The organism is Streptomyces sp. G7(2002), from assembly GCF_028870195.1.
Classification (GTDB): Bacteria; Actinomycetota; Actinomycetes; order Streptomycetales; family Streptomycetaceae; genus Streptomyces; species Streptomyces nigrescens.
The window spans coordinates 4,866,884-4,882,278 of the sequence record NZ_CP102609.1 but is presented as its reverse complement, the minus strand read 5'-3'; the positions used below and the strand labels follow the sequence as shown (position 1 = coordinate 4,882,278).

At 73.2% G+C, this 15,395-nt stretch carries 16 protein-coding genes; 9 read left to right on the top strand and 7 right to left on the bottom strand.

All coding sequences use genetic code 11. From position 1 onward, the window contains the following. Positions 1–212: 212 nt before the first annotated feature. The gene (locus NUT86_RS20530; RefSeq protein ID WP_018092749.1) at positions 213–1,514 is read left to right on the top strand and encodes an alpha/beta hydrolase; all 1,302 of its coding nucleotides are present in this window, start codon (positions 213–215) and stop codon (positions 1,512–1,514) included. 167 nt (positions 1,515–1,681) lie between these two features. Beyond that, a complete protein-coding gene (locus tag NUT86_RS20525; RefSeq protein WP_174876368.1) occupies positions 1,682–2,251 on the top strand; it encodes a VanZ family protein in 570 nt (189 codons plus the stop codon). Between the two features lie 46 nt (positions 2,252–2,297). Here the strand turns inward: NUT86_RS20525 and NUT86_RS20520 are convergent, their stop codons facing one another. After that, on the bottom strand, positions 2,298–3,125 hold the full coding sequence (locus NUT86_RS20520) for a polysaccharide deacetylase family protein (protein ID WP_274736899.1): 828 nt from the start codon (positions 3,123–3,125) through the stop codon (positions 2,298–2,300). Positions 3,126–3,423: 298 nt separating this feature from the next. Here NUT86_RS20520 and NUT86_RS20515 point away from each other — a divergent pair, with 298 nt between their 5' ends. Genes NUT86_RS20515 through NUT86_RS20505 form a run of 3 tightly spaced genes read left to right on the top strand, consistent with a single transcriptional unit; the run spans position 3,424 to position 5,794 of the window. After that, complete coding sequence (locus NUT86_RS20515) at positions 3,424–4,176, top strand: ABC transporter permease (RefSeq protein ID WP_148589296.1); 753 nt, start codon at positions 3,424–3,426, stop codon at positions 4,174–4,176. Continuing rightward, the gene (locus NUT86_RS20510) at positions 4,173–4,847 is read left to right on the top strand and encodes an ABC transporter permease (protein WP_266438406.1); all 675 of its coding nucleotides are present in this window, start codon (positions 4,173–4,175) and stop codon (positions 4,845–4,847) included. Before NUT86_RS20515 ends, NUT86_RS20510 begins: the two co-directional genes overlap by 4 nt. Beyond that, the gene (locus tag NUT86_RS20505; RefSeq protein ID WP_274736896.1) at positions 4,844–5,794 is read left to right on the top strand and encodes an ABC transporter substrate-binding protein; all 951 of its coding nucleotides are present in this window, start codon (positions 4,844–4,846) and stop codon (positions 5,792–5,794) included. The genes NUT86_RS20510 and NUT86_RS20505 overlap by 4 nt, the downstream gene beginning before the upstream one ends. Positions 5,795–5,938: 144 nt before the next feature. Here the strand turns inward: NUT86_RS20505 and NUT86_RS20500 are convergent, their stop codons facing one another. Further along, positions 5,939–7,096 (bottom strand): betaine/proline/choline family ABC transporter ATP-binding protein, encoded by a 1,158-nt coding sequence (locus NUT86_RS20500; RefSeq protein WP_159487482.1) that lies wholly within the window; start codon positions 7,094–7,096, stop codon positions 5,939–5,941. 74 nt (positions 7,097–7,170) lie between these two features. After that, the gene (locus tag NUT86_RS20495; protein ID WP_274736893.1) at positions 7,171–7,878 is read right to left on the bottom strand and encodes a response regulator transcription factor; all 708 of its coding nucleotides are present in this window, start codon (positions 7,876–7,878) and stop codon (positions 7,171–7,173) included. A gap of 326 nt (positions 7,879–8,204) precedes the next feature. On the opposite strand from NUT86_RS20495, the gene NUT86_RS20490 reads away from it, so the two are divergent. Continuing rightward, a complete protein-coding gene (locus tag NUT86_RS20490; RefSeq protein WP_026170197.1) occupies positions 8,205–9,146 on the top strand; it encodes an NADP-dependent oxidoreductase in 942 nt (313 codons plus the stop codon). 7 nt (positions 9,147–9,153) lie between these two features. On the opposite strand, the gene NUT86_RS20485 is transcribed toward NUT86_RS20490, so the two are convergent. From NUT86_RS20485 to NUT86_RS20475, 3 genes are all read right to left on the bottom strand, one after another. Next, on the bottom strand, positions 9,154–10,149 hold the full coding sequence (locus tag NUT86_RS20485) for a hypothetical protein (protein WP_274736891.1): 996 nt from the start codon (positions 10,147–10,149) through the stop codon (positions 9,154–9,156). A gap of 165 nt (positions 10,150–10,314) precedes the next feature. Continuing rightward, on the bottom strand, positions 10,315–10,929 hold the full coding sequence (locus NUT86_RS20480) for a hypothetical protein (RefSeq protein ID WP_159487486.1): 615 nt from the start codon (positions 10,927–10,929) through the stop codon (positions 10,315–10,317). Positions 10,930–11,069: 140 nt separating this feature from the next. After that, complete coding sequence (locus tag NUT86_RS20475; RefSeq protein ID WP_159487488.1) at positions 11,070–12,089, bottom strand: cation diffusion facilitator family transporter; 1,020 nt, start codon at positions 12,087–12,089, stop codon at positions 11,070–11,072. A 225-nt stretch (positions 12,090–12,314) separates the two neighbouring features. On the opposite strand from NUT86_RS20475, the gene NUT86_RS20470 reads away from it, so the two are divergent. The 3 genes from NUT86_RS20470 (at position 12,315) to cobM (ending at position 14,824) form a co-directional block, all read left to right on the top strand. Beyond that, positions 12,315–12,587, top strand: a complete 273-nt coding sequence (locus tag NUT86_RS20470; RefSeq protein ID WP_159487490.1) for a hypothetical protein — start codon at positions 12,315–12,317, stop codon at positions 12,585–12,587. A 111-nt stretch (positions 12,588–12,698) separates the two neighbouring features. After that, complete coding sequence (cbiE, locus tag NUT86_RS20465; protein ID WP_159487492.1) at positions 12,699–14,045, top strand: precorrin-6y C5,15-methyltransferase (decarboxylating) subunit CbiE; 1,347 nt, start codon at positions 12,699–12,701, stop codon at positions 14,043–14,045. Further along, positions 14,042–14,824 carry a precorrin-4 C(11)-methyltransferase gene (gene cobM, locus NUT86_RS20460; RefSeq protein ID WP_018092764.1) on the top strand — a complete coding sequence of 261 codons (783 nt, stop codon included), beginning with the start codon at positions 14,042–14,044 and terminating at the stop codon, positions 14,822–14,824. Before cbiE ends, cobM begins: the two co-directional genes overlap by 4 nt. 212 nt (positions 14,825–15,036) lie before the next feature. On the opposite strand, the gene NUT86_RS20455 is transcribed toward cobM, so the two are convergent. Beyond that, entirely contained in the window at positions 15,037–15,252 is a 216-nt protein-coding gene (locus tag NUT86_RS20455; protein WP_018092765.1) for a hypothetical protein, read from the bottom strand. Between the last annotated feature and the right edge of the window lie 143 nt (positions 15,253–15,395).

Sequence of the window (15,395 nt, the reverse complement as noted above, 5' to 3'; positions counted from 1 at the left end):
CCGCGACGCGCCCGGCGGCTCTCTCCCCGGCCCCCACATCACGCCGCGGAAACGATGTGGCAAGAGCAGGGTAAGAAGTAGGTCGTTCAGGTATCCGATGCGCAGGTGTGCCCGTCTTCTCCGGTGACCATTGTCCTGAGCCGTCCGTTGTGCCTAAGGCGGCCGGTTAAGAAGGCAAGAACCCTTCCGAGGGTGACGGGAGATGTGGGCGCATGGGGCTGACCAGTCAGTCGCTCGAATACACGGTGATCGTGCTGGCGGTGCTCTGTGTGGCCGCCACGGTCTGGCTCTGGCCCCGCCTGGCGCGGCGCGGGGTGGGGGCCGTCCTCGGCAGGCTGGGCGCGATCGTGGTCACCCAGGTGTCGATCGTGTGTGCGCTCGCCCTCGCCGTGAACACCAACTTCGAGTTCTACGGCAACTGGGACGAACTGCTGGGCAACACCGAGGAGGCGCCGGCCTCCGTGAGCCAGGGCGGCGGGCAGTACGCCTCGGTCGGCAACCTGAAGGGCGGGCTGGTCCAGCCGGCCGGTCCGCAGGGGCTCGACCGGGTGACCGGACTGCCCAAGGGGCCCGCGGACCGGGTGGGCAAGGTCGAGTCCGTGAAGATCGTCGGCCGTCGCAGCCGGGCCATCAACCCGGGTTTCGTCTATCTGCCGCCGCAGTATTTCCAGCAGCAGTTCCGCCGGCAGCGGTTCCCCGTCATGGTCGTCATCAGCGGCTACCCCGGCGGGATCATGAACCTTGCGCAGCACCTCCAGGTGCCGCAGAACGCCGGCCGGCTGATCGCGCAGGGCAAGATGCAGCCGACGGTGATCGTGATGGTCCGGCCGACGATCGCCCCGCCGCGCGACACCGAGTGCGTGGACGTGCCGAACGGGCCGCAGGCCGAGACGTTCTTCACCAAGGACCTGCCGGACGCCATGAAGTCGGCCTACCGGGTGGGCCGTGACCCCAGTGCCTGGGGTGCGTTCGGCTACTCGTCCGGCGGTACCTGCTCGCTGCAGCTGGCGATGCGCAACCCGAAGGTCTACACCTCGGCGGTCTCGCTCTCCGGTGACTACGCGATCAAGGACGACCTGACCACCGGCAGCCTCTTCGGCCCCGGTCCGGAGGGCGCCCGGCGCGAGCGGGAGCACGATCTGCTGTGGCGGCTGAAGAACCTGCCCGCGCCGCAGATCTCCGCACTGGTGGCCAGCAGCCGTAAGGGCGAGGCGGATTACGGCGACACCATGAAGTTCCTCCGTGCGGCCAAGTCGCCGATGACGGTCGACTCGATCATCCTGCCGCAGGGCAGCCACCAGTTCACGACCTGGCGGCGTGAGGTCGTGCCGGCCCTGGAGTGGCAGAGCCAGCAGCTGACGTTCCCGCAGGACACCGAGGCCGTGCCGCAGCGCAAGCCGGGTGTGGCGAAGGGCGGCGCCCCGGGACAGCGGAACACGCCGTCCCCGGCACCGTCGTCGACGTCCGACGACAAGGGGCACCGACGGGTGGAGGCGGAGCGCCCCCGGGGGTGAGCCGCGAGTGGACCGAGCAGGGGCGCCGGAGCTGTCCGGCGCCCCTGTTGTGTGCCGTGACGCCCGGCGGCGGGCCGCGGACCGGCTCGTTCCGCATGATCCGGGGTGCCCCGGGTAACCGGAAGTTCCTCGGGCGCACCGCCCGTCACGCACACCGGGGAGTTCTCATGGCGCGTACGCGAGGGGGCGACGAGGCGGCCTGGTCACCGGTGTCCGCGCGGGCCCCGCTGGCCGTCCGGATCCTGCTGCTGGTGCTGGCGTTCGCCGCGATGGTGGCGTTCGCGGCGGCGCTGGCGCGGGTCACGCTGACCCCGTCGGCGGCGTCGGTGCCGCTGACCCACCCCAACCTCCGCCCCGGCGACTCGATCCGGGGCTACCTCGGGCAGCCGCACCTGGCCGACACCGTCAAACAGCTCGGCGGCAACGTGGTGCTGGGCGTGCCGTTCGGGGTGCTGCTGCCGGTGCTGGAGCCGCGGGCCCGGGGGCTGCTGCGGGTGGGCGCGGCCACCACGCTGGTGATGCTGCTGGTGGAGCTGGTGCAGGGGGCGCTGATCACGGGCCGGGCCTTCGACATCGACGATGTGATCCTCAACTGCGCCGGCGCGCTGATCGGCTATCTGCTGCTGGGACGGTGGCTGGGCCGGGCCGTGCACCCGCGGCGCCGGCACTGGTGGCACCGGCTCAGCGGCAAGGGGACGGCCGGGCCGGCCAAGGCCTCCGGGACCGGGCCGGGATGACGGACGGCGGCTGCGGCACCGGCCGTGGCGCGCGGCCCGTGGCGCGCTACGGCCGGTAGACCATCCCCGGCTCCGGCTTCGCCGGGGAGAGCAGCTGGGAGACGGTGACGACCGTGTAGCCGCGCTTCTTCAGCTCCTTGAGGATGCCGGGCACGGCCGGCACGGTCCCCCGGTAGATGTCGTGCAGCAGGATGATGCCGTCGCGCTCGGTCTGTTCGAGCACCCGCTTGGTGATCAGGGCCGAGTCGTTGGTCTGGTAGTCCTTGGCGGTCACGCTCCACAGGACCTGCGCGAGGCCGAGGTCCTTGCTGATCTCGGAGACGCTTCCGTCGGTCCTGCCCTGCGGCGGGCGCATCAGCCGGGGCGCCTTGCCGGTGATCTTGCGGACCGCCTCCTGGAGGCGGGACATCTCGCGCTTGGCCGCATCGGGCGAGATCTCGGTCAGGATCTGGTGCGACCAGGTGTGGTTGGCCAGCTCATGGCCCTCGGCGTCGATCCGCTTCACCTCGGCGGGGCGCTTTTCGACGTGGTTCTTGCCGAGCATGAAGAAGGACGCCCGGACCTTCTCCTTCTTGAGGATGTCCAGCAGGCGGTCGGTGTTCTCGCTGGGGCCCGCGTCGAAGGTGAGCGCGACGCACTTGGCCTTGCGGCAGTCGACGCCGTCACCGGCCGCGCCCCGGGGGGCCTTGGCGTCCTTGCCCGCGGCGAGTGCGGCGTCCTTCTTGGTGACCTCGGCCGCCGGTGCCTCGGCGCGGGCGTCGGCCGGGGCGGTGACGTCGTAGGTGGCGCAGCCGCTGAGGGCCAGGGCCAGGGAGGCGGCCGTCAGCAGCCCGGCCATGGACGTGCGGCGGGCCGCGGATATCGGCTTCGGCATACGGCTCTCTCTTCGGGCTCGGGTGGTCGACAACGAGCCCGTGACCTGCGTTTTTGCGCATGGCAAAGCCGACGCGTACGGGGCGGGGCCGCGTCGCGCCGACCATCGGTGACAGCGGTCGAAGGGACTCCAGGGAACTATACATAGGTAGTACACACCGTGTGTATACGTAAGGTGTGTACGGGGCTGGAGAGGCGAAAGGGGCGGGTGGGAGGCACGGTGATGGAGGCCGTCCGCGCCCACCCCGATCGGACGCGTCCGCCGCGACACCCCGCCCCCGTCGCGGTGGACTCGTACCGTGACCGCACCGCCGCCGGACGACTGCCTGGCGCACAACGACTGGATCTGCGGCGACTACCTGAGCACCCGTCGGCAGATCCTGCTCGACGCGCTCGCCCAGCACCTCCAGCTCACACTGATCTCGGTGGCGCTCGGGCTGGTGATCGCGGTCCCGCTGGCGCTGCTGGCCCGCCGCAGACGCTGGACGGTCGGGCCGGTGCTCGGCATCACCACCGTGCTCTACACGATCCCGTCGCTGGCGATGTTCTCGCTGCTGCTGCCCCTCTACGGGCTGTCCGCCACCCTCGTGGTGGTCGGCCTCGCGCTGTACTCCCTGACCCTGCTCGTACGGAACATCCTGGCGGGGCTGGACGGGGTCCCCGCCGAGGCCAGGGAGGCTGCCCGGGGCATGGGGTACGGGCCGATGCGCCAACTGCTGACCGTCGAGCTGCCGCTGGCCGTACCGGCGGCGATGGCCGGGCTGAGGATCGCCACGGTCTCGGCGGTCGCGCTCACCACCGTCGGTGCCATCGTCGGATACGGCGGACTGGGCAACCTCATCTACGCCGGGATGAATGCGTTCTTCAAGGCGCAGGTGCTCACCGCGTCCGTGCTCTGTGTGCTGATCGCGGTCGTCCTGGACCTGCTGCTGCTCGGTGTGGAACGGCTGCTCACGCCCTGGCGCCGGGCGGGCCGGCGGGCGAGGGTGCGTTCCCGGGCCGTCGCCGGACCGAAGCGGCCGGCCGCCGCGGCCCCCGGGCAGCGGGTATGAACACCGTCTCCGCGGTCTGGGGGTGGCTGACCACCGCCGCCAACTGGTCCGGGGAGAACGGTGTCTGGCACCGCCTCGAACAGCACCTCGTGCTCACCTTCGCCTGCCTGGTCATCAGCGCCCTGATCGCGCTGCCGGTCGCCCTGACGCTCGGCCACCTCGGCCGCGGCGGCGCGCTGGCGGTCAACCTCGCCAACATCGGCCGCGCGGTGCCGACCTTCGCGGTACTCGTCCTGCTGCTGCTCACCCCGATTGGACGGCACGGACAGTGGCCGACGATCATCGCGCTCGTGCTGTTCGCCATCCCGCCGCTGCTGACCAACGCGTATGTCGGGATGCGTGAGGTGGACCAGAACGTGGTGCGGGCCGCGCGGGGCATGGGGATGACCGGCGCTCAGCTGGTGTGGCGGGTCGAGGTGCCGCTCGCCTCTCCGCTCGTCCTGACCGGCATCCGGATCGCCGCGGTCCAGCTGGTGGCCACCGCCACGCTCGCCGCGCTGGTGGGCGGCGGCGGGCTCGGCCGGATCATCACCGCGGGCTTCAACCTGGCCAGCACCCCGCAGGTGGTCGCCGGAGCGGTGCTGGTCGCGGTGTTCGCGCTGTTGATGGAGGCCGCCTTCGAGCTGGCGCAGCGGTGGGCACCGGGCCGGGCGGGCGGACGGGTCCGATGAGGGCCGCTGTGGCGGCCGTTGCGGGCGTCGCCGTCATCGGGATCTCGGCCTGCGCCAGTGGCCCCTCGCTGGAGACCCGCTCCGCGATCACCGCCTCCCCCGATGGCAGCCGTGAACTGGTCATCGGCTCGGCCGGCTTCACCGAGAGCGAGCTGCTCGCCCAGATGTACGCGGCGCTGCTCGACCACGCCGGGTACCGGACCCGGGTCGTGACCGTCGGCAACCGGGAGCTGTACGAACCCGCCCTGGAGGTGGGGCAGATCGATGTCGTCCCCGAGTACGCCGCCACCTTCGCGGACTGGCTCCATGCCAAGAACAAGGGCTCCAAGGCGGCGCCTGTGGCCTCGCCCGACATCGGCGCCACCATGGCCGCGCTGCGCCGGCTGGCCGGCCCGCGCGGGCTGACCGTGCTCCCGGCCGGCCGGGCCGTCGACCAGAACGCCTTCGCGGTGAGCGCCTCCTATGCCCGCAAGCACCACCTCAAGACCCTCAGCGATCTGGGCCGCGCCAAGCTTCCGGTCCGTCTGGCCGCGGGCGATGAATGCGTCCAGCGGCCGTTCTGCGCGCCGGGGCTCAAGAAGCGCTACGGGATCCACATCACGGCCATCGACCCGAAGGGTGTCGGCACCACTCCCGCCAAGCAGGCCGTGCAGAACGGGCACGACCAGATGGTGCTGACCACCAGCACCGATGCCACTCTCGACCAGTTCGGTCTGGTGCTGCTCACCGACGACAAGAAGCTGCAGAACGCCGACTATGTCGTCCCCGTCGTCAACCGCGCCCGTGCGGGCGGCGAGCGCCCGGCCGCCGCACTCAACCGCCTGAACAAGGTGCTGACCACCGCCGACCTGGCGTACCTCAACGAGCAGGTGGACAGCTGGCGGCGGCTGCCGGCGGATGTGGCGCGCAACTACCTGGAAGCCGAAGGGCTGTTGCCCAAGGACTGACACCGTGCGGAAGGCGTGGTCCGTGGGGCGGTCCGTGACCGTGCCGATGGCGCGAGCGGTGACATGGCCTGTGTTTCACGTGAAACGCCGCGTGGGGAGGCAGGGCGGGCGTTTCACGTGAAACCCCCACTCCTCCCGGCGCCCTCACTCCGTAGGGACCGAGTCCACCTCGGCCCGCTCCCGCGGTACTCCCCGCTCGTCCGATCCGATGGTGCGGCGCAGCGCCTCATGGAGCGTGGTCGGGGTGAGGACGCCCAGGAACCGGTGGCCGTCCAGGACCGCGATCCAGCCGGCGTCGTGTTTGAGCATCTCGCTGAAGGCTGCTTTGAGGGTGCCGGTCACCGGTACCCAGGCCTCCATCCGGCGGGCGTGAGAGGCGACCGTGCCCTCCCCGTCCGCCAGCTCCTCGGTGCCCACCCAGCCGTGCAGTGCGCCCTCCTCGTCGAGCACCACCGCCCAGCGGGCGCCCTCGGTCCGCAGCCGGGCCAGGGCGTCCGCGGCGGGTTCGCCGAGCCGGGCGAACGGAGGGCGTTCGAGGTCGCCGCGGTCGATACCGGTGACCGAGAGCTGCTTCAACGCACGGTCGGTACCGATGAATTCGGCGACGTAGGGGGTGGCGGGGGCGCCGAGGACGCTCGCGGGGGTGTCGTACTGCTCGATCCGGCCGGCGCCGTAGACCGCGATCCGGTCGCCGAGCCGGATGGCCTCCTCGATGTCATGGGTGACCAGCAGCACCGTTTTGTGCAGAGTGGCCTGCAGCCGCAGGAATTCCTTCTGCAGCCGGTCGCGGACGACCGGGTCGACCGCGCCGAACGGCTCGTCCATCAGCAGCACGGGCGGATCGGCGGCGAGCGCACGGGCCACCCCGACCCGCTGGCGCTGGCCGCCGGAGAGCTGGTCGGGGTAGCGCGGGCCGTAGACGGCCGGGTCCAGGCCGACCAGATCCAGGAGTTCGGCGGCCCGCTCGCGGGCCTTGGCCTTCTTCCAGCCGGTCAGAAAGGGCACGGTCGCGGTGTTGTCGAGGACGGTGCGGTGCGGGAAGAGACCGGTCTGCTGGATGACATAGCCGATCCCGCGGCGCAGGCTGACCGGGTCGACACCGGCGATGTCCGCACCGTCGACATAGATCCGCCCGTGCGTCGGGTCGATGAGCCGGTTGACCATCATCATGGTCGTCGTCTTGCCGCAGCCGGACGGCCCGACCAGCGTCACCAGTTCCCCCTCGCCGACCTCGAAGGAGAGGCCGTCGACGGCGGTGGTCCCGTCGGGGTAGCGCTTGGTGACGGACTCGAACCGGATCATTGCGTCATTGAATCCCGCGGCCCGCGGCCGGACCCGTCATGCGGGCAATCGGGTGGGGGCGGAGATACGCCCCCTCAGACCGCTTCCCGCCGGGCGCCCGGCTCCGGCTCGCCGCCCGTCCCCGGCCCGTCGGTCATCCGGTACCCGGCGCCCGGCACGGCCTCGATCACCGGCGGATCGCCGAGCTTGGCGCGCAGCGCGCCGAGGGTGACGCGTACGGCGTTGCCGCCATAGCTGGTGTGCTCCTCCCACACCTCCTCGATCAGCTCGTCACCGCTGACCACCGCGCCCTGCGCGCGCAGCAGCACTTCGAGCACCCCGAACTCCGTACGCGACAGCGCCAGCGGCCGGCCGTCGCGGGCGGCCAGCCGGTGCGCGGTGTCGACGGTGACGCCGGCCCGCTCGATGACCTGCGGCTCCATGCGGCGGGCGGGCCGGCCCAGCGTCAGGACCCGGGTGAGCAACTCCTCGTGGGCGAAGGGCTTGGCCAGACAGTCGTCGGCGGCCGGCTCCGGGCCCGCCGCCCGGTCGTCCGGGGCGGACGCGGTGAGCAGCAACACCCGGGTCGCCAGCCCGTGCTCCACCACATACCGGCGCAGGGCGTCGCCGTGCGGTGCGGGCAGCTCACCGTCCAGGACGAGCACGTCGTACGCACCGAGCCGCAGTCCGGCCAGCGCCGCGCGGCCGTCGTGGGCGATATCCACCACGATCGCGGCGCGGCGCAGCTCCGCGGCGATCATGTCCGCGAGGCACTCCTCGTCCTCCACCACCAGAACGCGCATGGCGTCATATCTACCCGAGGCGGACCTTCCGGAGAGCCGAACGCCCTGCGCCGCGACCCCGGGGCCGGGGAATTCACCAGGCTGGAGCCGAGCGGCGCCCGGTACGGGCCACCCGGGGTGCGCAGCGCCGGTGACGCGGACCGCCGGCCGGGCCGCGAACGGCCCGTGCGGCCGCGCCATGCCGAACGGGGGCCGGACAGCCCCGGCGTGCGGGGCCGTACGAGTTGCTTCCGCCGCACCGCCTCTCCTCCTGCCGCCTCCGGCCCGGCCGGCGTGCTTACGATCCACTTCGGCCACCGGTCGGAAGGGTGGAAGGGAGCGCCACGATGAGAGCCGTAGCAGTCAGCGCATTCGGTGAACAGCCGCAGCTCATGGATCTGCCGCAGCCCGAACCAGGGCCCGGTGAGGTCCTGGTGCGGCTGTCCGCCGCCGGACTCAACCCCGTCGACTGGAAGCTCGCCGACGGGATGTTCGGCGATGCCGTGCCGGCCGTGTTCCCCCTCGTCCTGGGATCGGACGGGGCGGGCGAGGTGCTCGCCATCGGGAGCGGGGTGCGGCGGTTCACCATCGGCGACGCGGTGTTCGGCCAGTTCCAGCGGCCCGAGCAGGGCGGCGGTTCGTACTGCGAACTCGCCGTCGCCGACGAGGACCGCATCGCGCACGCCGCCCGCAGCGTCACCTACGCCACCTCCGCGGCACTGCCGACGGCCGGCATGACCGCGTACAACCTGGTCGAGGAGACCCGGATCGCCGAGGGCAGAACGGTGCTGATCGTCGGCGCCACCGGCGGCGTCGGCACCTTCATCACCCAGCTCGCGGCCGGCCGCGGCGCCGAGGTGATCGCCACCGCCCGCCCGGCCAAGGCGGAACTGATGCGCACGCTGGGCGCCGCCGAGACCGTCGACCACACCGCGGGCCCGATCGCCGACCAGGTCCTCGCGCACCATCCGGGCGGTGTCGATGTGCTGATCGACATGACCAGCGGCGCCGCCGAGTTCGCCGAACTGACCCGGACCGTGCGCGACGGGGGGACCGCCGTCTCGCTGATCGGCTCGGCCGACGCGGACGAGCTCACCGAGCACAATCTCCGCGGCTTCAACTTCGTCAACCGCCCCTCCCCGCAGCTGCTGGAGATCCTCGCGGGCCATGTCGACGCGGGCCGGCTGACGGTCCTCGTGGGACGCGAGGTCTCCCTGGAAGAGGCACCGGACGCCTTGGCGACCAGCCGCACCGGCCGGGCGCAGGGGAAGACGGTGCTGGCGATCTGAGCGGCGGTCAGGGGCCGTCGCCGGTGCGGGCGGCGAGCCGGCGGGCCCTCAGGGCACGGAGAGCCGGCGGTCCCGCCGCGGCCAGCGCCGCGGTCAGTGTTCCCGCGCCGATGACGAGCCAGACCCCGGTGCGCAGCGGTCCGGTGAGGGCGTCCGCGTAGGCGCCCGCGGCCGGCCGGGAGACCATCGCGGGCAGCGCGTCCAGGGTGCGGCTGCGGGCCAGCGCGAGCGCCGCAGCCAGCAGACCGGCGGCCGCCGCGCAGCCCAGCCCCGCACCGATCAGCGCCCGCCGCCGGCGCCGCGCCAGCAGCAGCCCGCCGGTCAGACACAGCGCCGCGACCGGCGGCAACAGCAGCGCCCCGGTGCGGACGACCTCGTAGACGGCCCGGATCCGTGGCACGTCCGGGCCCTTCAGCAGCACGATCTCCACCCCGGCCCGCGGCACCCGCCGGAGAATGTCGAGCCCCATGCCGTTGTGGGACAGCTGGCGCTTGACGCGTTCCACGACCGGGGTGAGATCCAGCGTGACCGCGGACCGCCCGGACGCGGCCAGCCGGCCGTCCAGCGTCCGGTGGGCGGTCCGGTGCACCCCGTTCCACACCGCGGGGAAGCCGCTCCCGGTGACGACCTGCCGCACCTGCTGGGCCACGAACTGGCGAATCCCGCGGGTGAAGTGCCGCCGCACCGCGGGACGCTCGGCGCGCGGTACGGCCTTCAGCAGCCCGTCGAGCCGGACATGCGCCATCACGCCGGCCGTCACATCGTCGACGACCGCCTCCTGGACGGCGGCGTTCCCGGCCAGCGGCGCCACCGCCGCCACATAGCTGTCGGTCTCGGTCAGCTCGGCCCGCGCCCACAGCGCGACCAGGCTCAGCGGCAGCAGCAACGCCCCCACCAGCAGCAACACCCCACCGGCCAGCCCCCGTACGCGCCGCGGCCCGTGCGGCGGCCGCTTGCCCTCCGTCACCCGCCCGCCCGGGCGTACGGGTGCGCTCGCTGACATCGCGTCCGGTCCTTCCTGCACGGCGGACTGGGGCGCGTCCCACGGACCGGCCGGGCCGGAGGAGCTCCGCAGGACGCGCCCTACGGCCACCTCCCAGGCAAGTGGGAACCCGCGCCGCCCGCGAGCCGGGGCGGTGCCAATGGGTGACCGGGTGCGCGGCCCGGCTCAGCCCGCCCGCGCGGCGCGCCGCCGCCGGACCGCCCGCACCACTCCCGGCCCGAGCAGCGCCATCGCCACGGCGGCCGCCGCCCACCCCATCCAGCCGCCGCCCTCGCCCTCCGGGGAGGTCTCCGGCAGGTCGTCCAGATCGCCCGAGCAGGCCGTGGGCGCGAAGGATTCGCCGACGTAGACACAGACCGTGGCGGCGGCGCGGAGCGTGCCGGGGGCGGCGGGGCCGGCGGAGGCGGCGGCGAGGTCGCTGCGGCCGCCGAGCACGGCCCTGGCGGTGAAGACCTGGATGTCGTGCGCGGGCAGATCGGAGCGCCAGATCGCCTTCTGCTCGCCCACACCGTGCCCTTCGACGGTGCCTCCGGGCGCGGTCGCCGAGGTCGTGGTGGCCGGCATCCGCTGTTCGATCCGGGCGCCGTGGACCTCGGTGGCGCCCAGGTTGTGCACGGTGATGCGGTAGTCGAGCCGTTTGCCGGACTCGGCGTCGTCGGCGCCGTCGGTCACCGCCACCGTCACGGAGACGGCGGGCGGTGCCTTCGGGGCGTACGCGGCGGCGGACGGTCCAGGGAGCGTGGCGGCGCACAGCAGCGCGCAGACAACGGCGGTTCTCATGTCGTCATCCGAGCATCGCGGGCCCCGTCACCGGCGGCAGGCGGCGCTGTCCCGGGCCGGGTTCACCCGAGTGAGGGGACGCGGAACGGCGCGCCGCTCCGGCAGCCGGAGTGCACCCCGGGGCTCGCCGCCCCGGCCGCTCAGTGCCGGTGCGGCCCCGGCCGGTGCACCGGACCGTGCGCGTCCTCGCAGTGACCGGCCTGCAGCTCCGGGCCGGGACCGGGCCGCGGGCTCAGCGTCAGCAGCTCATCGGCGGCGCCCTGTTCGCCGACGTGATCGACCTGGAGGGTGGCGTGGGTGATGCCGTACTCCCCGCTCAGCAGCTCCTGCAGACTGCGGCGGACCTTGTGGCAGTCGCCGCCCGGCGCCACCAGGATGTGCGCGGACAGCGCCGGATGCCCGGAGGTGATCTGCCAGATGTGCAGATCGTGCACCTCGACGACCTCGTCCGCGGCGACCAGATGGTCGCCCAGCGCGTCCGGGTCGATGCCGGCCGGCGCGGCCTCCATGAAGATCCGGCCGGACTCCCGCACCAGCCCCGTTCCGGCCCGCAGCATCAGCGCGACGACCACGAGCGTGGCGATCGCGTCCGCCCGCTCGAAGCCCGTCGTCAGCACGACCAGACCGGCGACGGCGGTGGCGACGAACCCGAACAGGTCGGTGAGGATGTGCTGATAGGCGCCCTCGACGTTCAGGCTGGAGCGGTTGGCCTTGGACAGCAGCCACGTGCAGATCAGATTGACCACGATCCCCGACAGCGCGGTGACCAGCACCAGCCCGCCGGTCACCTTCGGCGGCGAGATCAGCCGCTCGACCGCCTCGTACGCCAGCCAGACCGACAGCAGCAGCAAGGTGATGCCGTTGGCCTGTGCGGAGAGGATCTCGGCGCGCTTGAGGCCGTAGGTGTACCCGCCGCGGGCCGGCCGCGCGGCCAGCCGCATCGCGATCAGGGCCAGCACGATCGAGACCGCGTCGGTGAGCATATGGGCGGCGTCCGAGATCAGCGCCAGGGACTGCGCGATCACACCGATGACGACCTCGACCGCCATGTACGCGGTGAGCAGGATCAGCGCGGCCCGCAGCCAGCGCCGGTCCGCGTCGGGTGAGACACCGTGCGCATGGCTGTGGCTGTGCCCGTGGCTATGGGCGTGCTCGGTCATCGGCGCGCTCCTTCCTGGCTCCTTGCTGCGAAGCAAACCGCACTTCCGCGAAAGATCCAAAGGCTGCACCGGTGACCGTTGTCATTACCGTCGAACGGACGATCGTGCCTGGTCAGGGCGGTGCGGAGGCGGTCGGGCCCGGGGGCGGAAACGGAGCTTTGCCATCCGCTCCCGGCTGGCGCGGTGAGCCGCCGAAGCTCCTCCTGCCGGGTAGCATCCGGCGCCATGAGCAACGCTACGGGGGAGACCCGGCGGCCCGCACCCGGCACGGGAGCGCTGCTGGCGCCCCTCGGCCTGCTGGCCGCCGTCGCCATCCTGTCCACCCACCGCGACGGCCTCACCTTCTGGCTGGGTGCCCTGCTCGGCACTGTCGCCGTCCTCGGCTACCTGGCCTGCTTCGACTCCCCGCGCGGCATCTGGCAGTGGCTGCCGGCGGTCGTGGGCTTCTGCGCGGCGTTCCTGTTCGCGGGCCAGTTCCTGATCGCCCTGCTGACATGAGGGAGGGGGCGGGCCTCCCCGCGGGGCGGTGCGGAACGACCGGTCAGTAAAGTTCGGCTCCCGTCCCCCGGACCGGTCCCCGTCCCCTCCCGACCTCTGAGGTATCCGGCAGTGAGCCCCGCACCACCCGCCCCGGCCGCTCCTGAACCCCTGTCTGTCGTCGGCATCGGGGCCGACGGCTGGGACGGACTGCCCGCCGCCTCCCGGCAGGCCCTGTCCACCGCCGAGGTGCTGATCGGCGGCGCCCGCCAGCTCGCGCTGCTGCCCGAGGAGTGCGCCGGTGAGCGCGTCCCGTGGCCGTCGCCGCTGCGCCCCGCGGTCCCCGGTCTGCTCGCCGCGTACGCCGGACGCCGGGTGTGCGTGCTGGCCAGCGGCGACCCGATGTTCTACGGCATCGGGCGGACGCTGACCGAGGTGCTCGGGGAGCGGGCGGCCGCCGGTGCGGGAGAGGCGGCGGGCGGGCCACCGGCCCCCGGCGCCGGCCCCCGGCTGCGCATCCTCCCGCACCCCTCCTCCGTCTCCCACGCCTGCGCCCGCCTCGGCTGGCCGCTGGAGGACACCGAGGTCGTCACGCTCGTCGGACGGCCCGCCGCGAACCTGGTCCGCGCGCTGTACGACGGCCGCCGGGTGCTGGTGCTGTCCGCCGGCGCCGGCACCCCCGCCGAGGTCGCGGCGCTGCTGCGCGCCCGCGGCTTCGGCCCGACCCGGATGCGCGTACTGGAGCAGCTCGGCGGCCCCCGCGAACGGACCGCCGAGGGCACCGCCGACGACTGGGACGCACCGCCCGGCGACCCCCTCAACGTCCTCGCCCTCGACTGCCGCCGCGCGCCCGGCACCCCGCCGCTCTCCACCGTCCCCGGTCTCCCCGACGCCGCCTACGAGCACGACGGCCAGCTCACCAAGCGCCATGTCCGCGCCGCCACCCTCGCCGCGCTGGCCCCCGCCCCCGGCGAACTCCTCTGGGACATCGGCGGCGGCTCCGGCTCCATCGCCGTCGAGTGGCTGCGGGCGCACCGCAGCTGCCGCGCCGTCAGCGTCGAGCGCGACCCCGTACGGGCCGAGCGGATCGGCCGGAACGCGCAGGCGCTCGGCGTCCCGGGACTGCGGGTCGTCCCCGGGTCCGCGCCCGCCGCGCTGGACGGGCTGCCGACGCCGGACGCGGTCTTCATCGGCGGCGGGCTGACCGCCCCCGGTCTGCTGGCCGCGTGCTGGACGGCGCTGCCGCCGGGCGGCCGGATCGTGGCGAACACCGTGACGCTGGAGTCCGAGGCGCTGCTCGCCGACTGGTACCGGCGGCACGGCGGCGAGCTGGTCCGGCTCGCGGTCGCCCACGCCGTGCCCGTCGGCGGTTTCACCGGCTGGCGGCAGGCGATGCCGGTGACCCAGTGGGCGGCCGTGAAACCGCCGTCCGCCTCCCCGTCCCCGACCGCCCTCCCCCAGGAGACCGAGCAATCATGACCGTCCACTTCATCGGCGCGGGTCCCGGCGCCGCCGACCTGATCACCGTGCGCGGCGCCCGTACGCTCGCCTCCTGCGGGGTCTGTCTGTACGCCGGCAGCCTGGTGCCGCGCGAGCTGCTCGCCGAGTGCCCGCCCGGCGCCCGGCTCGTCGACACCGCGCAGCTGGACCTCGACACCATCACCGCCGAAATGGTCCGCGCGCACGAGGAGGGCCACGACGTGGCCCGGCTGCACTCCGGCGACCCGTCCGTCTTCAGCGCGGTCGCCGAGCAGATGCGCCGGCTGGACGCGGCCGGGGTGCCCTACGACGTGGTGCCGGGCGTCCCCGCGTTCGCCGCGGCGGCGGCCGCGCTCAAGCGCGAGCTGACCGTCCCCACCGTGGGCCAGACCGTCATCCTCACCCGGGTCGCGCAGCGGGCCACCCCCATGCCCGAGGGCGAGGACCTCGCCACGCTCGGGCGCAGCGGTGCGCTGCTGGTGCTCCATCTGGCCGCCATGTACGTCGACCGGGTCGTCGGCGAACTCCTGCCGCACTACGGCGCCGACTGCCCCGCCGCGGTCGTCGCCATGGCCTCCCGCCCCGACGAACTCGTGCTGCGGGGCACCCTCGCCGATATCGCCGGCCAGGTGAAGGCCGCGGGCGTGGTCCGTACGGCCGTCATCATGGTCGGCCGCACCCTGGGCGCCGAGCAGTTCCGCGACAGCCATCTCTACTCGGCGGACCGCGAGCGGCCGCACCTGCCGTGCGCCGCGCCGTCGGCCACGGAGACCCCGTAGCCGACGGGTACGGGCCGCGGCCCGCGGCCGCGGACCTCTACCGACCGGAATTCCTCCCGGATCCCGGCCCGGACATGCGTGAACCCCGGAACTGGAGGTTCCGGGGTTCCGGCCGGCCCTGCCGGGATGCCGAAGCACCGGTGGGGCACGAGGAATACTCCTGGCCGTCAAGCCTCGCCGCTGACGTTGATGTCAGCCGCGGTCAGCCGCTCTCAGAAGCCGGTGGTCTCCACCGTGGCCACACCGGTGACCTGGCCGACGGGCAGGCTCGACGCGAGGGACCCGGCGGTCTCGACGACACCGCCGACGCTCACGGCGGCACCGTGCCCGGCAACCTCGGCACCGGCGCTGGCGAGCCCACCGGCAATGTTGTCCAGCTCGTTGTCGGCGATCTCGCAGGTGTCGATCGCGGGGGTGAAGCCGTTCATGGCGTGCCCTTCCCTTCAAAGCTATGGGTTCTGAACTCACGCAGACCGAATTGCCGATAAAGCCGAATTTGCCGATAAAGCGAATGCGGCCGTAACGGGGCCGTTGGGTGCCGGAAATGTGGCGTCCATAATCACGGTCCGTG